21 protein-coding genes and 2 pseudogenes are annotated in these 21,325 nt (G+C 33.7%); 14 read left to right on the forward strand and 9 right to left on the reverse strand.

Features of this window, described 5'->3' with window-relative positions:
- Positions 1 to 49: 49 nt before the first annotated feature.
- Positions 50 to 1,019: pseudogene (locus ACQ9BO_RS24985) on the reverse strand (glycosyl hydrolase 2 galactose-binding domain-containing protein).
- A 504-nt stretch (positions 1,020 to 1,523) separates the two neighbouring features.
- Positions 1,524 to 2,534: pseudogene (locus ACQ9BO_RS24990) on the reverse strand (LacI family DNA-binding transcriptional regulator).
- 388 nt (positions 2,535 to 2,922) lie between these two features.
- Between ACQ9BO_RS24990 and ACQ9BO_RS24995 the strand changes: the two are divergent.
- The 10 genes from ACQ9BO_RS24995 to ACQ9BO_RS25040 all read left to right on the forward strand — a co-directional run bounded on the left by ACQ9BO_RS24995 (position 2,923) and on the right by ACQ9BO_RS25040 (position 10,526).
- Positions 2,923 to 3,186: a hypothetical protein gene (locus ACQ9BO_RS24995; protein WP_431242918.1), complete on the forward strand. Its 264-nt coding sequence runs from the start codon at positions 2,923 to 2,925 to the stop codon at positions 3,184 to 3,186.
- Between the two features lie 227 nt (positions 3,187 to 3,413).
- Positions 3,414 to 3,575 carry a hypothetical protein gene (locus tag ACQ9BO_RS25000; protein WP_431242919.1) on the forward strand — a complete coding sequence of 54 codons (162 nt, stop codon included), beginning with the start codon at positions 3,414 to 3,416 and terminating at the stop codon, positions 3,573 to 3,575.
- A 98-nt stretch (positions 3,576 to 3,673) separates the two neighbouring features.
- Entirely contained in the window at positions 3,674 to 4,510 is an 837-nt protein-coding gene (locus ACQ9BO_RS25005; RefSeq protein ID WP_431242920.1) for a DUF1214 domain-containing protein, read from the forward strand.
- A gap of 67 nt (positions 4,511 to 4,577) precedes the next feature.
- The gene (locus tag ACQ9BO_RS25010; RefSeq protein WP_431242921.1) at positions 4,578 to 5,048 is read left to right on the forward strand and encodes a hypothetical protein; all 471 of its coding nucleotides are present in this window, start codon (positions 4,578 to 4,580) and stop codon (positions 5,046 to 5,048) included.
- A 287-nt stretch (positions 5,049 to 5,335) separates the two neighbouring features.
- On the forward strand, positions 5,336 to 5,857 hold the full coding sequence (locus ACQ9BO_RS25015) for an RNA polymerase sigma factor (RefSeq protein ID WP_431242922.1): 522 nt from the start codon (positions 5,336 to 5,338) through the stop codon (positions 5,855 to 5,857).
- Between the two features lie 46 nt (positions 5,858 to 5,903).
- The gene (locus ACQ9BO_RS25020) at positions 5,904 to 6,113 is read left to right on the forward strand and encodes a hypothetical protein (protein ID WP_431242923.1); all 210 of its coding nucleotides are present in this window, start codon (positions 5,904 to 5,906) and stop codon (positions 6,111 to 6,113) included.
- Positions 6,073 to 6,963, forward strand: a complete 891-nt coding sequence (locus tag ACQ9BO_RS25025; RefSeq protein ID WP_431242924.1) for a FecR family protein — start codon at positions 6,073 to 6,075, stop codon at positions 6,961 to 6,963. Before ACQ9BO_RS25020 ends, ACQ9BO_RS25025 begins: the two co-directional genes overlap by 41 nt.
- Positions 6,964 to 7,109: 146 nt before the next feature.
- Entirely contained in the window at positions 7,110 to 7,409 is a 300-nt protein-coding gene (locus ACQ9BO_RS25030) for a hypothetical protein (RefSeq protein WP_431242925.1), read from the forward strand.
- A 37-nt stretch (positions 7,410 to 7,446) separates the two neighbouring features.
- On the forward strand, positions 7,447 to 9,603 hold the full coding sequence (locus tag ACQ9BO_RS25035; RefSeq protein WP_431245204.1) for a TonB-dependent receptor: 2,157 nt from the start codon (positions 7,447 to 7,449) through the stop codon (positions 9,601 to 9,603).
- Positions 9,604 to 9,686: 83 nt separating this feature from the next.
- Positions 9,687 to 10,526 carry a DUF4249 domain-containing protein gene (locus tag ACQ9BO_RS25040; RefSeq protein ID WP_431242926.1) on the forward strand — a complete coding sequence of 280 codons (840 nt, stop codon included), beginning with the start codon at positions 9,687 to 9,689 and terminating at the stop codon, positions 10,524 to 10,526.
- A 289-nt stretch (positions 10,527 to 10,815) separates the two neighbouring features.
- Here the strand turns inward: ACQ9BO_RS25040 and ACQ9BO_RS25045 are convergent, their stop codons facing one another.
- The 4 genes from ACQ9BO_RS25045 to ACQ9BO_RS25060 form a co-directional block, all read right to left on the reverse strand.
- Positions 10,816 to 11,373, reverse strand: a complete 558-nt coding sequence (locus ACQ9BO_RS25045; protein ID WP_431242927.1) for a nucleosidase — start codon at positions 11,371 to 11,373, stop codon at positions 10,816 to 10,818.
- A 128-nt stretch (positions 11,374 to 11,501) separates the two neighbouring features.
- Positions 11,502 to 12,116 carry an MgtC/SapB family protein gene (locus ACQ9BO_RS25050; RefSeq protein WP_431242928.1) on the reverse strand — a complete coding sequence of 205 codons (615 nt, stop codon included), beginning with the start codon at positions 12,114 to 12,116 and terminating at the stop codon, positions 11,502 to 11,504.
- 283 nt (positions 12,117 to 12,399) lie between these two features.
- On the reverse strand, positions 12,400 to 13,272 hold the full coding sequence (locus tag ACQ9BO_RS25055; RefSeq protein ID WP_431242929.1) for a glycoside hydrolase family 2 TIM barrel-domain containing protein: 873 nt from the start codon (positions 13,270 to 13,272) through the stop codon (positions 12,400 to 12,402).
- Positions 13,191 to 14,207 (reverse strand): sugar-binding domain-containing protein, encoded by a 1,017-nt coding sequence (locus ACQ9BO_RS25060; RefSeq protein WP_431242930.1) that lies wholly within the window; start codon positions 14,205 to 14,207, stop codon positions 13,191 to 13,193. The genes ACQ9BO_RS25055 and ACQ9BO_RS25060 overlap by 82 nt, the downstream gene beginning before the upstream one ends.
- A 476-nt stretch (positions 14,208 to 14,683) precedes the next feature.
- Between ACQ9BO_RS25060 and ACQ9BO_RS25065 the strand changes: the two genes are divergently transcribed.
- From ACQ9BO_RS25065 to ACQ9BO_RS25080, 4 genes are all read left to right on the forward strand, one after another.
- The gene (locus tag ACQ9BO_RS25065) at positions 14,684 to 16,147 is read left to right on the forward strand and encodes a glycoside hydrolase family 130 protein (RefSeq protein ID WP_431242931.1); all 1,464 of its coding nucleotides are present in this window, start codon (positions 14,684 to 14,686) and stop codon (positions 16,145 to 16,147) included.
- A 147-nt stretch (positions 16,148 to 16,294) separates the two neighbouring features.
- Positions 16,295 to 16,858, forward strand: coding sequence for a DUF6642 family protein (locus ACQ9BO_RS25070; protein ID WP_431242932.1), 564 nt, complete (start codon positions 16,295 to 16,297; stop codon positions 16,856 to 16,858).
- 192 nt (positions 16,859 to 17,050) lie between these two features.
- On the forward strand, positions 17,051 to 17,782 hold the full coding sequence (locus ACQ9BO_RS25075; protein WP_431242933.1) for a helix-turn-helix domain-containing protein: 732 nt from the start codon (positions 17,051 to 17,053) through the stop codon (positions 17,780 to 17,782).
- Between the two features lie 69 nt (positions 17,783 to 17,851).
- Positions 17,852 to 18,052, forward strand: a complete 201-nt coding sequence (locus ACQ9BO_RS25080; protein ID WP_431242934.1) for a hypothetical protein — start codon at positions 17,852 to 17,854, stop codon at positions 18,050 to 18,052.
- 239 nt (positions 18,053 to 18,291) lie between these two features.
- Here the strand turns inward: ACQ9BO_RS25080 and ACQ9BO_RS25085 are convergent, their stop codons facing one another.
- The 3 genes from ACQ9BO_RS25085 to ACQ9BO_RS25095 are packed head-to-tail and all read right to left on the reverse strand — an operon-like array spanning position 18,292 to position 21,321.
- On the reverse strand, positions 18,292 to 19,710 hold the full coding sequence (locus ACQ9BO_RS25085) for a DUF4957 domain-containing protein (protein WP_431242935.1): 1,419 nt from the start codon (positions 19,708 to 19,710) through the stop codon (positions 18,292 to 18,294).
- A gap of 28 nt (positions 19,711 to 19,738) precedes the next feature.
- On the reverse strand, positions 19,739 to 20,212 hold the full coding sequence (locus ACQ9BO_RS25090) for a RagB/SusD family nutrient uptake outer membrane protein (RefSeq protein WP_431242936.1): 474 nt from the start codon (positions 20,210 to 20,212) through the stop codon (positions 19,739 to 19,741).
- The gene (locus ACQ9BO_RS25095; RefSeq protein WP_431242937.1) at positions 20,209 to 21,321 is read right to left on the reverse strand and encodes a RagB/SusD family nutrient uptake outer membrane protein; all 1,113 of its coding nucleotides are present in this window, start codon (positions 21,319 to 21,321) and stop codon (positions 20,209 to 20,211) included. The genes ACQ9BO_RS25090 and ACQ9BO_RS25095 overlap by 4 nt, the downstream gene beginning before the upstream one ends.
- Between the last annotated feature and the right edge of the window lie 4 nt (positions 21,322 to 21,325).

Here is a 21,325-nt window from a genome sequence, read left to right on the forward strand (position 1 = left end):
ATACTTGGATGATGACGAAGACGTTTTACCTGATATTGGACTTCCGCTTTTACATTATCAAAAAAGCTTTGTCTCCAGGAATCATCGTTCCAGCAAACATAAAATCCTGCCAGACATAAATTCCATTTTTATCGCATAAATCATAAAAATAGTCATCCTCATAAATACCGCCTCCCCAAACACGAAGCATATTCATATTGGCATCTTTCGCCATAGAAATCACTTTTTCGTATTCTTTTTTTGTCACTCTCGAGAGAAAAGCATCTGACGGAATATAATTGGCTCCTTTCATATAAACTGGCTTTCCATCAATTTTGAAATAAAATGATTTGCCAACGCTGTCGGGCTCTTGAATCAGTTCTATTTTGCGATTTAACACATAAGGCTTCTCTGGTGTTTTTTTATCATAAACTTCTAAGCGAGGTCTCTTCCAAATACCGCAAGTGGTAAATTTTGGTCCCCAATCCCATCCAAAATGATATTGCGCTTTTCGAACATAAGCACGCGGATTGTCCGGAATAACAAAAGGCAAATCTTTTTTGGCTAATGAATCCGCTACATTTTGTGCCGATTTAAATACGATTACCAAATCATTGTTTCCAGATTTCAGAAGTTGTTTAACTTCAACTCGCCATTGACGAAACATATTGTCGGCTTTTAAAACCTGTTTATTATTCAAATAAACGGTAGCGTAAGTATCTAATCCGTCAAAAACCAATTCGGCATTTTTCTTTTTTAATAAAGCTGGTGTTACTTGAAAAGTGGTTTTATATTCCCAGTCTTTTTTTCGATCCATTGCAGTTTTTTTCGTTATCTCTGTAAAATGGATCCGGAATTGTTTTGTTGTTCAATAAATCAGTGTGAACTTCACCTGGAACTGTTGCAGGAAACCATTTTGCAGTTTTCGTTTCACGAAATTGCCAGCCTTCTTTTATATTTATATTTTGGGCATTGGCAACAAATGAAAAACTTGTTGCACAAATGCCCAAAAACCAATAAACTCTTTTTTTATAATTCATTTCAACTAAACGCTAAGTTAATTTCTATCGCAAAGGATCGCCGGCAGGTCGAGAAGGACAATTGATAATACAATTATTTCCTTCTCTTATATATGTATCAGAATAATAGTAACTAACAAAATATCACTGAAATCATTTTCTTTTTACGGTCGCCAAGCTTAACTTATTTCTTATTATTTATTGCAAAAGCAATTATTCTTATTTTCTTTTTCTTTTCTGATTCTTTTTCTAATGCTAAAATCAGCAAACCACATTATACTTAAAATAAGCCGGGAACCGCAGGAATACTTCCCGGCTTAATTCAACTTAACTAACCAAAATTCAACCATTAAAAACTATTAAAGTCCCTGCTCTGAATTAACTTTTTGATATATTTTATTTTAAATATTTTCTCTATTTGCGGGCTTTTATTGGCCTTGAACCCTTATTTCTACCCTAAAACGATTTAGTAAAACTTCAAAAAAAAACGAAACGTTTTTTTCCTTTTTTCTTGAATTTTAAAAATCAGACGGACTCTCTAATAATTAAATCACCCTTCTTTAAACTTTTTTCAACTTCAAACGATTCCATGTTTGTCATTTGGCTCATTAACAATTCTATTGCTTTCACTCCAATATCAACTATTGGTTGCGCGATAACAGTAATTGTCGGAGTATGCAATTTAAAACTGTCATGATCATCAAAACTAATAATCGAAATATCTTCAGGAATACTAATTCCCATTCCTCTTAAAGCCTGAAGTCCAGAAAGTCCCATATAATTTGTCAAAAATAAAACAGCGTCAATTTCTGTGTTTTTCTTAAAAAATTTCACAAGACTAGTAATTCTCGTTTCTTCATCGCTGTGATAATCCAAATGCAGTACAAGTTTTTCCTTGTACATTCCTTCTTCTTTCAAAGCGTCTTTATAGCCATCTTCCCTCAACTTCATCTGAATCATTTCAGAAGTATTGTTAACGACAGCAATATTTTTTCGATTTTTTTAATCAAAAATTTAGTAGCCGAATATGCTCGCTTCGTAATTATCCATCACGACATGGCTCACATTTTGTCCTGGAAAATACCTGTCAATCAACACCATCGGCTTTTTAAGCTTTAGGAGAAGATCGATTTTCTCTTCAAGATTTTTGGTTGGCGTAATAATAAATCCGTCCACATTTGCCTGCAAAAGACTATGTATCAATTCCTCAGAACGTTCATCATCATCTCCTGTACTACAATAAAAAACCCTGTAATCAATATTTTTTGCTTCGTCTTCGATCACACGCGCAAGATCAGAAAAGAATTGATTCGAAATATCCTCAACAATTAGTCCGATTGATCTCGTTTTTCCAGTTCGCAAACTGGTTGCAATCATACTCGGTCTGTAATTGAGCTTTTCCGCTACATCTTGCACTTTCTTAATGACAGTCGCGCTGATTCCCATTTTCTCGCCTTTACCATTAATAACAAAAGATACTGTAGACACTGAAACTTGAGCTTCTGTCGCAATATCTTTTATTGTTATCTTTTTCATGTAAGGAGTTAATTTGCTGGGTTATCTTTAATCGTAATCACAAATATAAACAAAAATAGCAACTAAAACGATTTTGTAAAAATTATATTTAAACAAATGATTTTTTTATCGTTAATATTAAATAAAATTCTCTACAATTATAAGAATTTTACATTTAATAAGTAATTAAAATATGGACTTATTTTTAAAAACAAATTTTAAGCAATTTAATCTTCTTAAATTATTTTAATTAATATCTGAATACCAACACGGATTGAATATGATATTATTCAAATAAATTTGTATTTTTAGTACTATTAAATTTTAAGATTAAAAAAAACATAAAAAATTGCACGGCTAATTGACGTTAAAATCTCATTTTTGCAACTAAATTAATTTACACAGAAAAATGGATATAGTTAAATTTAAAATTACATCGAAAACGATAAAAGTTGAGGTACGTAATTCCAATAATTACGTTTTTAATTTTAACACTGCTTTAGAAATTGAAAAGGCAGATCGAGATGTTTTACTGAAACTATATAATGCTTTGGATCTTCTTTTTAAGAAAGAAAATGCTCCTGAAATAAAAAACTACATTTCGCCGAACCAAACTAATATTTTGGATCAAATTTCTGTCGCTACAAGTTTAGAAAACGAGAATAAAGACTAATTGCTATCAAAGCAATACAAATTTAATATCTGAATATTCAAAAAGGAGCCCTTAAGCAATTTACTTAAGGGCTTTTTGTTTCAACTACATCATCTAATACTAATTTTAAAAGCAAAAAACACGTAATCAAACAATTACAACATCAAAACTTAAAATATTTTCATAACTTAGTAAAAGAAATCCCATAAATAATTAGCCTTTTTATTTCTCATCAAAACTTAAGTTGTATGAAAATCAAACAGAAATTATCAGCAGGAATATTTTTATTAGTTTTATCATTTTTGGCTTTTGCCTGCAAAAAAACTCCAACAAACGATTCTGATTCAACAAAAAAAGATTCTGTACAAACAACAACAGATTCTCTGAATTCAAAAAAGGTGATCGTGTAACAGCGACCAATTTTAATCGAGCAGAAACCGATTTGTATTTTAACACTTCTGTTAAACAATCCAATGGTACCGGAGCTATTTTTCATTTCAGAACTTTAATGCCTATAGATAATCAAACAGTTATTCGCGCTAATCGTGATGTTCTATATTCATCTGGTGTTTTTGATCTTGATGCTGGACCAGTAACCATTACATTACCTAATCCAGGGAAACGATTCATGTCGATGCAAACAATTGATCAAGATCAATATTCTGAAACCTATTATGCGCCGGGAACTTTTACTTTTACCAAAGAAAAAGTCGGCACACGCTACTTAATGCTAGGAATTAGAACCTTTATCAATCCAAATGATCCTAAAGATTTGCCAATTGTAACGGCTTTACAAGATGCAATTAAAGTTGACCAAAAAGCAAAAGGAACTTTTGAAATTCCGAATTGGGATAAAGCAAGCCAAAAGAAAGTTAGAGATTCGCTTATTGAAGTATCTAAAAAATTAGCTGACACAAAAGGAATGTTTGGTCCAAGAGGAAAAGTGGACGAAACGCTTCATTTGATAGGAAGCGCTACAGGATGGGGCGGAAATCCTGAAAAGGATGCACTTTATCTTTCGGTCAATCCAGCTAAAAATGACGGAAAAACTATTTATAAATTAAAAGTAAAAAATGTCCCGGTAGATGGTTTTTGGTCAGTGAGTGTTTACAATAAAGAAGGCTATTTTGAAAAAAATGATCTTAATGCCTATACATTGAATAATATTACTGCAAAAAAAGATGCTGATGGGTCTGTAACTATCCAATTTGGTGGCTGTGACGGAAAAACGCCAAATTGCATTCCAACTATTGAAGGCTGGAATTATTGGATCAGACTTTATCGTCCGCATAAAGAAGTTTTAAATGGCACTTGGAAATTTCCTGAAGCTCAGATTGTCAAATAACTCTAATGTTAATTTTAGGTACACTTTTTGGAAGCATTAATAAATAATCATTTAAAAATTAAATAGTATGAAAACATTTAAATATTTAGCAACAGGAATTTTATTCTTCACCGTTTACTTTTCAAATGCACAAGTAAATGTGAATGTAAATATTGGAACGCCTCCCGCTTGGGGACCCGTAGGATATACAGATGTGCGTTATTACTATTTGCCAGATCTTGAAACTTATTATGATATAAATACCGCGAATTATATTTACATCAATAATGGAAAATGGACTAGAGCAAGATCATTGCCTAGCGTTTATAGAAATTACGATCTTTACAACGAATACAAAGTTGTATTAACGGATTACAGAGGAAATTCGCCTTATGACAATTTCAAAACGCATAAAGTGAAATATGGAAAAGGATATAAAGGAAAACCTCAACAAACTATCGGTCCAAAACCTGGAAAAGGAAATAACAAACAAGGAAAAGACAATGGAAACCATGGGCACGGAAATAATGGAAATGGGCATGGAAATGGGAAACATTAATTTTTAAATTCATTTATAGAATTTCACAAAAACCGCTACTATTTTTAGCGGTTTTTTTATGCTCATTTTTTGCCAAAACCACCAAACTATCAACAAACACAAAACTTCTTTCTCAAAAAACAATTCGGTTTTGTAACATTTTCCGATAACGACGACAAATCTTCAATTAAATTACGGTTCTTTGCAACTTGTTACATTCTTAATTGAAATTGATCAATTCTTGAATACAATAATATTGACTCTGATGAGTTTTCACTAGTTAAAAGCTAGTCGCGATATTTTTCGTTATGGACAATAAGAAATTTATTTTAAAGTTAAAAAAAGGTAATGAAGAAGCTTTTAAGGAAGTGTACTTCAATTACTACGACAAACTGAAAAATATTGCCAAACGATTCAATTCTTCCGTATTAACTCCCGAAGATTTTGTTCAGGAGACTTTCATAAGACTTTACAATAAAAAAGAATTGCTCAACGAAGATGTTTTGCTGGACAAACAATTGTTTGTTATTTGCAAAAATATCATCATTAATCACATCAACAGAGAAAACAAAATAATTCAGCTTGACAATTTTCAAGTTGAGGTTGCACAAGAAGAAGTCGACACGGCAATTTTTGATGAAAGAAGTGAAAAATTACACAATTTCATCAATCAGCTTCCGGAACAACAACAAAAAATATTTACTTTACATAAACTGGAAAACCTTAGCTATAAGGAGATTGCAGAACTTACAGATCTTTCTGAAAAGACTATTGCCAATCATATTTATCTCGCCAGTAAATTTATTCGAAAAAAAATCGAAAACCATTAGGAACTTTTTTGTTCTCGTTTGTTATATCTAAAAACAAGGACAAAAAATGCACATCGAAGCGTATAAAACTAATGTCAGAACTAAAAAAGAAGCCCATTTACTTGTGGCACTTTTGCAATTCGTCATTTCTGACTGTATCATAAATTTTGATCGAAAAGGTCAAGAAAACATTCTTAAAATCGAAACCAATCGCGACATCAAAGAAATGGTGTACGGTGTTTTTACCAAACAAGGTTTTCAGTGTCAAATCATTTAACCTTAAAAAATGGATAAAAAAATTTGACGAAGAGTTCAAAAAACTATGGAATGAATCTCCGCTTTCTTATTCAGATAATGAAAAAGAAGCTTCATGGGAACAATTTCATTCTAAAACTTTCGCCACAGAAAAACGAAAACTAAAACCATGGCGCTACTATTCGGCGGCGGCTGTTTTGCTTTTTGTTCTTATCGGAACTGGGATTTATTTCAACAATAAACCGCAACAGCAAAATATTGTTCTGGCCGAAAATGTAATTGAAAATAGAACTTCGAAAATAAAATATGTGGTTTTGCCGGATGATTCAAAACTAGAATTAAGTCCGAATTCTAAAATTTCATACGGAACAAATTTTGCTTTAAACCGAAAAATCGAAATTGATGGCGAAGTTTATTTCAAAGTCAAAAAAGACAAACAACATCCTTTTCAGGTTTTTTGCAATGAAACTACAACTACAGTTTTAGGAACTTCATTTATCGTTAACGAAACAGAAGACGAAAAAGTAACTGTTGAACTTTATGAAGGAAGCGTTCAAATGAATGTAAAAGGAAAAGATCAAAAATGGATTTTAAAACCCGGCGAGAAATTCACTTACGGAAATCAAATTGCTTCAGTAGAAGAATTCAGCCGATTTATAGATTTTGACAATGAAAAACTTTCTGTTTTAAGCCAATATATTGAGAAAAATTATGGCTATAAAGTCATTCTTCCTTCTGAAAATCTAGATCAAAAAATCACAATCCGAATCAATAAAAAAGAGGATTTAAAAACAATTGTACAATTAATATCAGAAATGTATAACCTAAACTTTGAAATAAATGAAGATTTAAAACAGATTACTTTTCAGTAGAAAAGAAAAAAGGATGCAAGCCGCGAAACTACACATCCTCCTTATATAGTCAGAATAACGCGAAGTTATTCCATTCAATAATATTCAAAAATACAAAAATTCATGAAGCATATAATTTCAGCATGCTTTTTTTACTCAGCTTAAGTATGTCTGCACAAAAGGTAAATGTTACGGTAGACCAGCATATGACCTTAAAAGAATTTTTCAAACAGATTGAAAATCAAACCGATTTCAAGTTTGCCTTTACAGATCAAATTGATACTGACAAAAAATATTTCACAAAGAAAAACACCTACAAGCAAATCGAAATCGACAAGCTCATTTCTGAATTAAACAAAACGGCAACTATACAATTTTCTGTTGTTGGCAATAATATTTTTGTGAAACAGAAATCGCAATCTCATAAAACGGCTAAAAAAAAACAAGCTGAAAGGACAGATTATTGATGATGAAAAACAGCCCGTTATTGGTGCCAATGTTTTTATTAAAGAATTAGAAACCGGTACCGTAACGGACTATAACGGAAAATTCAATATAGAAGTTCCAGACGGCACTTACACTTTTGTGATCAGTTACGTGGGATTTAAAAATCAAGAAAAAGAAATCACGATCTCTAATGATGCGACTATTAATTTCAATATCGAATCAGATAGTCAGCAATTGGGCGAAGTTATTGTAACCACAAACAAAGCCACTGATATCAAAAACACTCAAATGAGTGTCAACAAGCTTTCGATGCAGGAAATCAAAAGAATTCCGGTTGCAATGGGCGAGCCAGATCCTTTAAAATCAATTTTGACTTTGCCTGGAGTTACAAATGCCGGAGAAGCTTCGTCAGGTTTTAATGTTCGCGGAGGTGTCGCCGACCAGAATTTGATTCTTTTAGACGGCGCTCCTGTTTATGCAGATTCTCATATGTTCGGGTTTTTCTCGATTTTTAATGCCGATGCAATCAGCGGTTTAGAATTGTATAAAGGCGGAATTCCTTCTAAATATGGAGGACGTGTTTCTTCTGTTTTGGATGTTACGCAACAAACGGGAGATTTTCAAAATTATAAAGTCAATGGAGGAATCGGATTAATTTCGAGCCGACTTTTAGTTCAAGGGCCAATTCAAAAAGATAAAGGTTCATTTATTATTTCAGGCCGAACTTCGTATGCACATTTATTTTTGAAATTGGCTGACAATAAAAACTCGGCAATGTTTTATGATTTGAATGCGAAATTCAATTATCGTTTTAATGCGAATAATAGCTTAGCTTTCTCTGGCTATTTCGGAAATGACGTCTTTGACATCAATGATCGTTTTTCTAGCAAATATGGAAATACAATGGGAATCTTGAGTTGGAAACATAAGTTTTCAGATCGTTTGAACACTAATCTTTCTGCTTTTTACAGTGACTATAAATTCAACTTGGGGCTTTCTTCAGAAAATTTTGAATGGGACAGCAACATCAAAAGCTACGGATTGAAGTATAATTGGTTTTATCAGAAATCGGAAAAATTCAAAATAAACTACGGAATTGACGGTTTGTACTATAATTTTAATCCCGGAGTTGTTCAGCCAACGAGCTCTGATTCTCAATTTAATTATCAGCAATTGGACAAAAAATATGCTTTAGAAACTTCGGCATTTATTGATTTTGAAAATCAGATTACAGAGAAACTGAATTTCCGTTATGGCCTTCGCTACAGTATGTTTTATCGTTTAGGTTCAGAAGAAATAAGTACTTATGAAAATGATCAAGCTGTCGTTTTTAATCCGCTTTATAATATTTATCAGGAAGGAACTCCAACAGGTTCTGTATATTATGGAAAAGGAAAAAAGATAAGCAGTTTCAACAATTTTGAACCGAGAGTCGCTTTGTCTTATGCTTTCAATGAAAACACTTCTGTAAAGGCAAGTTATAACCGCATGGCGCAATACATTCATATTTTATCGAATACGCAGTCGCCTCTTCCAATGAGTATCTGGACGCCAAGCGGACCATTTACCAAACCGCAAATGCTGGATCAATATGCAATGGGTTATTTCAAAAATTTCAAAGATGGAGATTATTCATTTGAAGGAGAATTATTTTATAAAAATGTTCAAAACCGAATTGATTACATCGATGGTGCCGATGTTTTGGCCAACAACCATATTGAGCAAGTTATCCTGAACGGAAAAGCCAGATCGTACGGAATGGAGTTATTGTCGCGAAAAAACACAGGCAATTTCACCGGATGGATTTCTTACACTTTATCGCGTGCTGAGCAAAAAACACCGGGAAGAACTCCAGATGAACCAGGAATTGCAAACGGCGACTGGTATTTATCCGGATATGACAAAATGCATAATTTGAGCGTTGTAGGAAGTTATGAATTAAGTCCAAAATGGTCTTTTAATGGCAATTTCACCTTGCAGTCAGGTCAGCCGGTAACGTATGCAAACGGTTATTATGAATTTGGCGGTATTCACGTTCCTAATTATTCTTTGAGAAACGAGAACAGATTGCCGCTTTTTCACCATTTAGATGTTGCCGCAACTTATACGCCAAGACCTGAGAAAAAGAAAGGATGGCAAAGCTATTGGGTATTCAGCATTTACAATATTTATAATCGAAAAAATGCTCGCTTCGATGAATTTTACAACCAATGAAGATACGGGAATGAATGAAACCAGAAGACTTTCAATCTTCGGAATTGTGCCTGGGGTTTCTTATAATTTTAAATTTTAATGCTATGAAAAAACTAAAAAAATACAGCATCATGAATAAAGCATTGGCATTATTGAGCCTTTTTTCAGTTTTGTTTTTCAGTTCGTGCGAAGAAGTCGTAAATCTCGATTTGGAAACTGGCGAAACTAAACTTGTAATTGATGCCGAAATAGTTTGGAAAAAAGGAACTGCCGGAAACGAACAAACGATAAAAATCAGCAAAACAGCATCGTATTATAATGGCTCAACGCCAAAAGTTTCTGGCGCACAAGTACGTGTTGAAAACAGCAATGGCGATGTTTTTACTTTTACCGAAGCTGAAGCAGGAGTTTACAAATGCACCAATTTTGTTCCTGTAATCAACATGGATTACAAATTGTTTGTTCAGGCCGAAGGACAAAGTTATACTGCTTTAGAAAAACTGACTTCGGTAACGCCAATTGATAAAGTGGAGCAAAAAATTGTTCCAGATTTTGGCGGAGAAGATGTAATTGAAGTCACTTTTTATTACAAAGATCCAGCAGATCAAGTCAATTTTTATTTAACCGATTATCAAAGCGAATTTTTAATTTTTCCGGAATACGAAATCACAAACGATGATTTTTATAATGGAAACGAAATCAGCACGAGATATTCCCATGAAGATATGAAGCCAGGAAATACTTTAAAGATTTTGCATCGCGGTATTTCTAAAAACTTTTTCAATTATATGAAATTGATTTTGGAAGCTTCAAACTCAAATCCTTTTCAGGTTCCTCCAGGAAATATTAGAGGAAACATTGTAAATACAAACAATGTTAATAATTATGCATTTGGTTATTTTAGGTTATGTGAAGCTGATGAGGTTAATTATTTGGTGAAATAGATTTTTTCCTAAAAACACAAAAGGCTGTTTCAAAAGAATAGCTCCTTTTTTACAAGCTTCAGAGAAGCTAAATATCTATAGTAAAGAATATACGTTTTACAATATAAAGCTCCATCGGAGCGACATACTTTTAGATTATGAAAAAAGATGTCGCTCCGATGGAGCTTTTTTATCTATCTTATTAAAATGCTATAAATATTTTACCCCGCTGGGGTTTTTATCTGCAAAATATTTTTATAAATATTCTGGCAAACCAAAAGAATTGCCCTTTTGAGACCGCACTTTATATTTAAATCAATCCTAAAACTCTGCCATAAGCAATCGCCGCTTTATGCACTTGCACAGTCCAATCTTCTGCGGCATTATCATCAGCTCCATCAGAAATGTATTTTAGGCATAAAAACGGAATTTTTTCTTTCATTGCAATCTTGGCCAAAGCATAGGCTTCCATATCAACAACATTATAAACGTGAGAAGAATGTTCCATTTCGAAGTTATCTCCCGTTCCGCAGATTCCTTCTTTCATATCATCCATCAGCAAACCATATTCTAAAACTGGAGGCAAACCAGATAATGGCGTTTCATATAATGCAAAACCCAAACCGCGAACATCCATGTCTCGTTGTACAAATTTGGTGCGACAAATTACTTCGCCTTTTTGAAAACTACTGCTTCCCGCAGATCCAAGATTTATGATTATAGAAGGCTTTTTGTTTTGAATCGATTTCGTCAATTCATAAGCCGCATTTACTTTTCCAATTCCGGTAAATAAAGTGTTATTTTCTTTAAAAACTTCTGCTCGCTTCAGATTCAAGGGCAAAGCAGAATAATATATCTTCAACGGCAAAAGATTCCGTTTTATTAATTTTTATCATGATTGATTTTAATTTTCAGTTGGCAAAAATACGTTAAAATTCAATCGAAGAATAATTCTTTTTAATTCCGAAACCAATCTTAAATCACAAAATCAATTCTTCAAAAATTGGATCTTGCATAAGTGCTCGCAGATAATAATTCCATTGATTTTTTGGAAGCATGAACCTGCCATTCCAAAGTAACATGATCTTGATTACAACGCTGAATAATCAATTTTGATTTTATATCATATTGCGAAAAAAGTTCTTTGCATTTTTTGTGGCCGTCTTCACCACGCTTAAATGTAATACGAAGTATTTTATGTTCATTGCTGATGTCAATCTTATCTTGCAAAACGGTAAGCATTGTCAAAATCAGAAGAATCATTAATGCCGCACAAGCCGAAGCAAAATAATAACCCGCTCCCACTCCCATACTCACAGCCGCAACTGACCAAATTGTCGCCGCGGTTGTAATACCGCTGACATGACTATCTGATCTAAAAATTACTCCCGCGCAAAGAAAACCTAAACCGGTTACAATATTAGAAGCAATTCGGTCCGGATTTCCCGATCCTCCAATCCAAATGGACATGAATGTAAAAAAACAAGCCCCCACAGAAATCATTATTGTAGTCCGTAGACCTGCCGCTTTTCCTCTATATTCTCTTTCAGCTCCAATTAATGCTCCCCAAAATGCGGCTAAAAGCAATCTGATTACAATTTCTATTTCCATTCAAGTCTTTTGTTTTTCAAGTTAAAATTACGGAAAAAACACAAAACCTTCAAAATCAAAAAAGATTCTGAAGGTTTGGAACTTTATTTTAAATTTTCATTTAGCGTAAATGTAATCTTTAGTTTTTTCAACACATAGAAACATAGATTTTATTTAATAAATAATAGGGATTGGAAAGAAACTAGTTTCTAACACATAGCCACTATGTTTATTTTAAACAAGTGAAACGCCTTTCTAACCATCCTAAATCTATGTTTCGATGTGTTAGAATAAATAAGTGTTTTTAATTATCCTTATATTCTTTTTCTTTTTGCGCATACCAATCTTTCATGACATAAAAAGCTTTCTTTTTAATTCCGCCACTTGAAATCAAACCTTTTCTGTTAAAGAAATCTTGAATATCTGGCAATTGTCTTCTTGGTGATCTAAAGTCAACTAAAATCCAAGGCGATACTCCTGCTAAACCTTCAATACGATTGAACATTTGCGTATTCTGAATATATAATTCTTCTTGATATTCCTCGTTCCAACGTTCTTTCTTGTCGCCATGTAAACCTTGTAAAGCCTCACCCCCAAATTCGCTAACAATAACGGGTTTGTTGTACGGAATTACCCATTGCATGTCCTTGCAAGATTCGTTTGTTCCTCTGTACCAACCGAGATATTGATTGAAACTCACGATATCAACATATTCGTTCATATTGTCTTGCAATGTATTGATATTGTTTGGGCTTTTGGTCACTTCCATCGCCATGCTTATTAAACGAGAATTGTCTTGCGTACGAGCATATTTTGCCAATTTGCTTAAAAAAGCATCTCGGTCATCACCATGCGGTGTTTCATTTGCAATCGACCAAATCACGATACCGCAACGGTTTTTATCTCTGTAAATCATGTCATGCAATTGATGCTCTGCATTAGCATAAGTATCTGGATTTGTCCATGAAATGGTCCAATAAACCGGAACTTCAGACCAAATCATCAATCCCATTTTTTCTGCTTCTTTCACCATATTTTCATTGTGCGGATAATGCGCCAAACGAACATAATTGCAACCTAATTCTTTTGCCCAAGTCAGCAAAGTATGCGCATCTTCTGTTGACCAAGCTCTTCCAGATCTAAAAGGAGCTTCTTCGTGAATACTAATGCCTCGCAAAAAGACTTTTTTCCGTTTAACAGAATTTCTTTTCCTTTTGTTTCAATAGTTCTGAAGCCAATTTGATCCACTAAATTTTCATCAGCTTTGCTTATTTTCACCTCATATAATTTTGGATTTTCTGGTGTCCACAAAACTGGATTGGCTTTGATTTCAAAATAAGCCATTCCTTTCGCATCAGTCTTTATGTCTTTTTTGATTTTCAATTCTGGAATTGAAACCGAAACCGATTCATTTGCTGTTTCATTATTTAATTTTATCCAACCCGAAATTTTTCCCTTTTCATTTTTATTCAATTGAACCAAATAATCTTCAATATACGTATTCGGGACTTGAGCTAGGTTTACATCTCTCGTAATTCCGCCATAATTCCACCAATCCATATTTACGGTCGGAACATTGTCTTTGTGGCGTTTGTTATCTGCTTTTACTACTACGAAATTATTTCCATCAACAAGCAAATTGGTTACATCAAAATTAAAAGGCGTATAACCACCAATATGAGTTCCTGCCAGTTTTCCGTTTACATATACTTTTGCATCATAATTTACGGCTCCAAAATGAAGAATGCCTTTTGTTTTAGCATCTTTTTTATAATTAAAGTCTTTTTCAAACCAAACTGTTCCTTCATAGAAAAACAATCTTTCATCTTTTGAATTCCAATCTGACGGAATCTGCATCACCGCTGAAGTTGCAAAATTATATTCTGAAAGTTCTGTCGTATTGAATTTTTTGTTTTCGAAAAATCCATTGTTTTTTAACGGCATTAAACGATAATCATAATATCCGTTTTCGAGCGGATCGACAATGTAACGCCATTGCCCATTTAAGTTAATATTGTTTCTTGCCGAAATATTTGACAACAGTGGTACTTCCTGCGCAATTGTTTTTCCAATAAACAAAAAAGCAAAGCACAGCATTATAATTTTTCTCATAACTAAAATCATTTATTTTTTTCGAAATTCTTAACCGCTAAAGTTAAATTTTTATCCTAAAAATTAGGGATACAAAAGTTCAGATTTTCTTGAAAACACCCCATCAAATACTTATCAGTTATAGGCTATAAACCGTCTTTTGATAGGTTTTGAGCAAGAAATCATTAATTTTTACAAAAAACTGACCATTCTAAAAATTTACTTCTTCCAATAAAGAATAAATTTCACTTTTTCTTCTTTTTTAGAGCTTGTTTTTTATCCCCATTTGCCTTAATCATTTAAGCCCAAATGCAAAATTTTTAATAATAAAGTTTTTTTTCGTTAACAAAATCACTAACTTGTTTATGCTAAAGAATATGGCACAATAATTTACTTATTTAAACGCTTTAATTCTATATTTTCTGTAGCAAATTTAAATTCCCCGAAATAAATTTTACTAAAGGCAATTATTTTATTACAATTAAAAAAATAAAACTATGCGAGTATCAGTTATCCGAAAAAACATAAAATTTACCCCAGATTCCAGAAGAGTTGTTGCCCGATATTTTATGAATGGCGACGAACGAACCCAGCAGATGGTAGCACGGATAATGATGCTTGATGAAAAACAAGTTTATGACACTTTAGAACAAACACTTCGTGAATTTGCCAGAAGGCACCGAAATATTTCAGCTATATTTTTTAAACACTGCGAGAAAATAAGACCGCTTATTGAAGCAATGCAAATTGACTATGAAGCACTTTCACTTAATCGCAAAATGCTGATAGGTTCTTACTGCACAATGGAATATGCAATCGAATCGGCGACAATTTTCAATCCTTCAATTATAGAAGATTTTGATCAATCTGGACTTGAAATTGGTGAAAAACGAGTTATTATTTCGTTTCGAGCAACGGGCGAAGGGCATATTTCTTCTATTGTTTTTAGACGAGGAATTCTCGATAAAGACAATAATTTGCAAATAATGAAGATTGGAAATCAAATAGATAAAGCTGAAATAGAACATAAAACTTTATTAAATAAAGAGCGATTTCTAACTAAGTTGTCTGAAATGCACACCACAAACAAGTATATTGATCAAATCATGCAAGATTTACCTGATGCGTTTGAGTTTGTTGTTTTAAAAAACATGGTCAATACCGCTTTGAGCGATCCTTCAATTCGTCAGGAAAGAAGGACGGCACTTGAAGAAATAATCTGGCTTGCGAATTCATTTTATGATGTACAGTTCAGCCACGATTCTGATATTACAGAACGTGTTATTTTTCCAATTTCCGAATCAGAAAGTCGCGGTATTGAAGATGCCCGTTTTGTTCGTTTTACTGACGATGACGGTTCCTCGCGCGTTATGGCAACCTATACCGCATACAATGGACATGCGATATTGCCAAAACTGATTATAACCGAAGACTTTTATAGTTTTAGAGTATTGCCTTTGCATGGCGACGGTGCGCAGAATAAAAATCTGGCATTGTTTCCTAAAAAAATCAACGGAAAATATGCCATGCTTGCCAGAATTGACGGCGTCAACAATTACATTATGTATTCTGAACGAGCCACGCAATGGAACAATCCTATTCTTTTGCAGAAACCACGCTATACTTGGGAATTGACACAAATAGGGAACTGCGGTTCGCCTTTATGGACAGAAGAAGGGTGGCTTGTTATCACTCATGGCGTAGGAACAATGCGACGCTATTGCATAGGAGCATCACTTTTTGATTTAGATAATCCCTCAAAAGAAATTGGAAGACTTCAAGAACCATTGCTTGCTCCACTGGAAGATGAACGTGAAGGTTACGTGCCAAATGTGGTTTATTCTTGTGGCGCGATTATTCACAACAACAGCCTGATTTTGCCTTATGCCGTTTCTGATTATTCTTCGACTTACGCAACTGTCAATCTAAGCGAATTGCTAATTGCTTTAAAAAATAGCTGATAAACTACTTCTATAGCATTTCTAAACTTTAATCAAATCAAAAATCCACGTTAAAATCAGTGTTAAATAGCTGTTTTTCCGCATAAAAAAATACTTTTGTCTAAAACCACATTTCTGCTTTGAAAGCGAAATCCAAAAGACATTTGTATGGATAATGAAAAATTTATTTTCTGCCTTGAAGGCGTTCCTGATGTAGATGATGTTACTGCAACTGATGTGGTCAAAAATCTTGAAGAAATCGCAATTGACCAAGGTATTTCCAGCATTCATAAAACCTGCGACACTATTGAAGGTCTTGAGGAAAGTTTAAACACCTTATTGTATGATGATCATAATTTTAAAGATTATGAAATCATTTATTTAGTAATGCCTGGACAGGAAAACAACATTTGTCTTCATGATTATTATTACAGCATCGAAGAAATAGCAGAGCTTTTTGAAGGAAAAATGAAAGGAAAAATTATTCATTTTGCCAATAAAAAAAGACTTGACCTAAATGACGAAGAAGCACAATATTTCCTAGACATAACTGGTGCGCGCGCCATTTCTGGTTACGGATCTACTTATAACAAAATAGCAAGCTGTAGTACAATTGACAAAGCATTTTTTAGTTTGTATCAAGAAAATGATGACCTTACTGAAGTAGTCGAAGAATTGTACCAAAAACATTATGCGCTCTGCAAATTGCTTGATTTCAGATTATATTATTAGTTATGAAATCAAAGCCGATTGAAAAAATAAAAACCTATAGCCCAAAAGGATTTCGAGAGAAGTTTTTAGGAGAGGACAATCCTATTCATTTGCTTTTCAAATCGAATTCTGATCATTTTTTCTGTCTTGAAATTGAGGAAATAATGCATATGCGAGCATCCTGTTCCTCCTTCAAAACATTCTTGCCACACCTTGATTTTTATTTCATCAGGCCAGCACGTTATGAAATTGGGATATCAGGAATTTACCACCACCGATAATGAAATAATTGTGGTACCTGCAGGCCAAATTTTCTCGCTTGATAATGTTAATAATATTCACAGCGGTTATGTTTGTCAATTTCATCCAGAAATTATGGTTGGAAAACATGGCGACCGTGAACTTCTTAATGATTTTGATTTCTTAAAAATTTCAGGAAGTCCCAAAATACAAGTATCCACTGAAGATATTCCGTTGATTACAACTATTTTTAAAAGATTGCAAAAAGAGTATTCAGACAATGATCAAGCAAATTTAAATATTGTTCAAACATATTTATTTGCTTTGTTTTATGAAATGAACAAGAATGCTGTTAAGTCTCCTAAGAGTCTTTCGGCTTCAGAAATCATTACAAGCAAATTCAAAGAATTGATTCATCTTCATATCAAAACACATCATCAAGTCAATCACTATGCCTCTTTGTTAAGTGTCACGCCTAATCATTTAAACAAATGTGTGAAAACCGTAACCGGCAAATCGGCAGTAAAATGGATTGACGAGAACATATTGTTGGAAGCCAAATATTTACTTTTTCAAACCACGCTTTCTATCAATGAAATTGCGGCGCAGGTAGGCCATGAAGACCAATCATATTTTAGTCGTTTTTTCAAAAAACATGAAGGAGTTTCTCCTATCCAATATCGAAAAATGATTGATAAGTCCTAATTTTAGATTATAGAATCCTACTTCATCGAAATACATTTTCAGAAATTTGCCCATCAAATACTGCTAATTATGATTTATGTTTTCAAAACTACTGTTGATAGTCAAACAAAATTAGAACAAGCTTCTGCCCTTCTTGACGAACTACTGCCTAAAACTTCATGGAATTTTGACCTCGAAGATTGTGATAATATTCTACGAATTGACAGCGAATACGAAATAACTAATTTAGTTTTAAACAATGGCCTTTTTGAATGTGTTGAATTGGAATAATTCTTCTTCAAAAAATAAAAAAGGGATGCAGTTTAATTACTGCATCCCTTTTCAAACTAACTATAAAAATATTTATTTAAGCCATTGTGGATCTCCGATTTTTTTATCTTTTATCGATTGATTTCCAACTGTAAAATTCCCTCCTGCGAGCATTTGCAAATTGAGGATCTAAAGTAGTTGCAGAAGCATCTGGTCTATTATTACTTCCTACTAACGCTAAATTAGGCGAATTGAAATTGTTATTGTTTAAGAATGTCGGCGCGAGCAGTCGCAGTTGAGTTTGTATAAACTGCAGATCCAACCGCAAACAATGTATTACGCACTATTGAGTTATTTGAAACAAAACGTAAATACAAGATTCTACTTGCAAGCGGCAATGTAGGAGTATATATTGTACATTGATCAATTAACACATTACTTGTCAAACCTGTTCCTGAAAAACCTCCATTAGCAGGAAGAACAGCATCTAGTCTAACAAAATCGCGTGATGAACAGGTATCGAATGTGCTTTTTGTTAAAGAAACATTTGCAACAAAAGTAGCTCTAAAGTCAACAAAATCAGCCGAACCAGCTGTATTTACATTTTTAATAGTACTGCCATCAACAGTAAATGATTTTAATTTAGCTGTAGCATTTCCATACATTAATTGAGAAGGAAAATCATGAACATTAGAATTACTTATTAAAACATCTCCTAATTGTGTTGGAGCCGCAGTGCTTATTGCTATTGCGACACCTGTTAAACCGCTTCCGCTCATATCTACATCAATCAAAGAGAAATTTACCACTTCACTTGCGTTTGCAGGATTATTAGCTAGAGTGAAATTAAGTTTTAATTTTGGTTTATTTTCTGTTTTAAGACCTCTAATGGTTATTGTCTTATTTATAGCTACTAATCCCGTTTGAGCTGTGTAGTCTCCAGGCATTAGTACAAGAACAGAACCAGTTGGAGAATCAGTAATTTTTTGAATTAAATTATTATCTTCTGCTTTAACCAAAATACCAGTTCCGATATCAATTCCAGTTGTAAAAGTTGCTGTACCACGTTTTTTTGTTCCGTTTAACAAAGTTGCAGTATATTTAGTTTCTCCTGTTAAACCTTTAACAACAGCAACTCCAGCAGTTTTTTCTGCCGCTGTAATTGATTGAGAAATTCCGCCTGGCTCAACAGTAATTTGAGTTACATTACTATTTGGAACCCATCTTAAAGTTACTTGCGTTGCTTCAATATCTGATGCCGGTACTGGCGAAACAAAAAGTCGCTCAGACAAAGTTGTAGCAGTAGTAACTGACCATTTAGAATCTTCTAAACCTGTTGAACTTACTGCTTTTACTCGAATGGAATAAACCGTTTCTCCTTCAAGTTGCACTTTTACTGGCAATTCAGATGGAGCAACATTAATTGTTTTATAAATAGTTTTAAACTCAGGATCATCTGCACTGAATTGAACTACATAATGATCTGCATCTGGTTTTACAGTCCAGTTTAACTCTACTGAAGTCTCATTTCTAACTGTTGCTTTCAGTTCTATTGGAGAAAACGCTCTGTTTACATCCAAAGTGTCAATCACTTCATCGTGAAAAGTTTCACAAGAAGAAAAAGTCAATGCGAGAACTAATGCCGCAATTGCTCCTTTTATAATATATTTTGTTTTCATACGCTTACTTTAATTAATTTACAAAAGGTTAATACCCATAATCATTAGTCAATTTTCCGTTGCTTCCATCTAGGAATACTTGCCATATTGGCCAGAATTGTCTATTATCAGGATTAACTCCTGGTTTGTACAAAGTATTGATTTTAGTATCTGCAACTGCACCAGTCCATGTCCAAACAAAACTGCTATAACCTGTACCTGGATTTGTAGTTTCTCCACGGTTCAAACCATAAATGTCAAGGCTTACGTTATCAGCTTTAAATTTATAATATAAAGTAGATGGAACATCAGCATACTTTCCTGAACGAGTCGACAAATCTTTCATGTTCGCTTTAGCTTCATCCATTTTTGCTTTAAGTAAATTCCAACGAATAAGATTTTGCTTACGCTCCATTTCTCCTGTAAACTCATATTTGTTTTCATCAACAAGCGCTTTAAACATAGCATCTTTTGTTGTCAAAGCATTCACGTAACCATCAACTTTAACAGCTTGATCAGTCACAGACGAAATGCTCTTGCTCTTACAGCTTTTAAATATGGCGCTGCTGCTGCTGGACCTTCTATTTCATTTGCGGCTTCTGCGGCAATTAATAAGACTTCAGCATAACGCATGTAGATTTTATTAACACCATCATCATTTGTTGAAGTAACAAAACGTGTCATCCACTCGTAACGGTATTTCCCAAAATACCAAGTATTTAATGCTCCTAATTCTTGTTTCGCAATATTATTTACAGCAGTTCCATATTTATAAGGAACACAAGTAACATCTCTTCTTGTATCTTTTTGATCATAGTCATAGAAAACAGTTGGAAGCGGCCCTGCTGTTCCTCCACGGTTTGCTCCATTTGCGTGGAACTGGTCGTTTGTTGTATGGCGAACTGCAAAAGTAAATAACATACGTCCTCTACCATCTGAGAAAGGAAGTTCCCACAATGACTCTCCACCTGCAACTATATATTCTTGATTGTATTTTTTCCAAAATGTTTCAAATGAAGATTCCAAATGTGCTGATCCACTTGCAATAACCGAACGCGATTCAGCTAATGCCAAAGCATACATATTCGCAACTGATAATTCAGGATCTGTACTTCTTCTGATTCCATCAGGATATTGCTGATAACCACTAGTCGCCATAGCTAAACGAGCGCGGAAACCTTTTACGAAAGCTTTATTAATTCTTTCTACGCTAGTTGTCTCTTTAGTTTCACCTGGCCAAGGAACTAATGTTGTCGCCTCACCTAAATCAGCAATAAGCTGTTTATAAATTTCATCACGGCTAGTTTTTCCAACATAAATAGTTGCATTGTTTAATGGTTCAAATCTTCCTGGAACATCTCCCCAAGCTTTTACCAAATCAGCATAATAAATTGCTCTTAAAGTCAGAGCCTCTCCCAATAAATATCCTAATTGAGATCCTGGAGTTGGATTGCCATAAGCACGCAAACCACGAATACAAATGTTAGCACGCTCAATACCTGAATAGCTCATTGCCCAAGAATTATTCGCTGTATTCATTTGTGAGTTATTCGGTTTTGCATCATACGTACACAAATCAGAAGCATCACTTACAGTTTGTGAAGAGTTGTACCATTCGGTATCTGTATTCAATCCG

It is taken from the genome of Flavobacterium sp. P21 (genome assembly GCF_050632225.1).
Taxonomy (GTDB): domain Bacteria; phylum Bacteroidota; class Bacteroidia; order Flavobacteriales; family Flavobacteriaceae; genus Flavobacterium.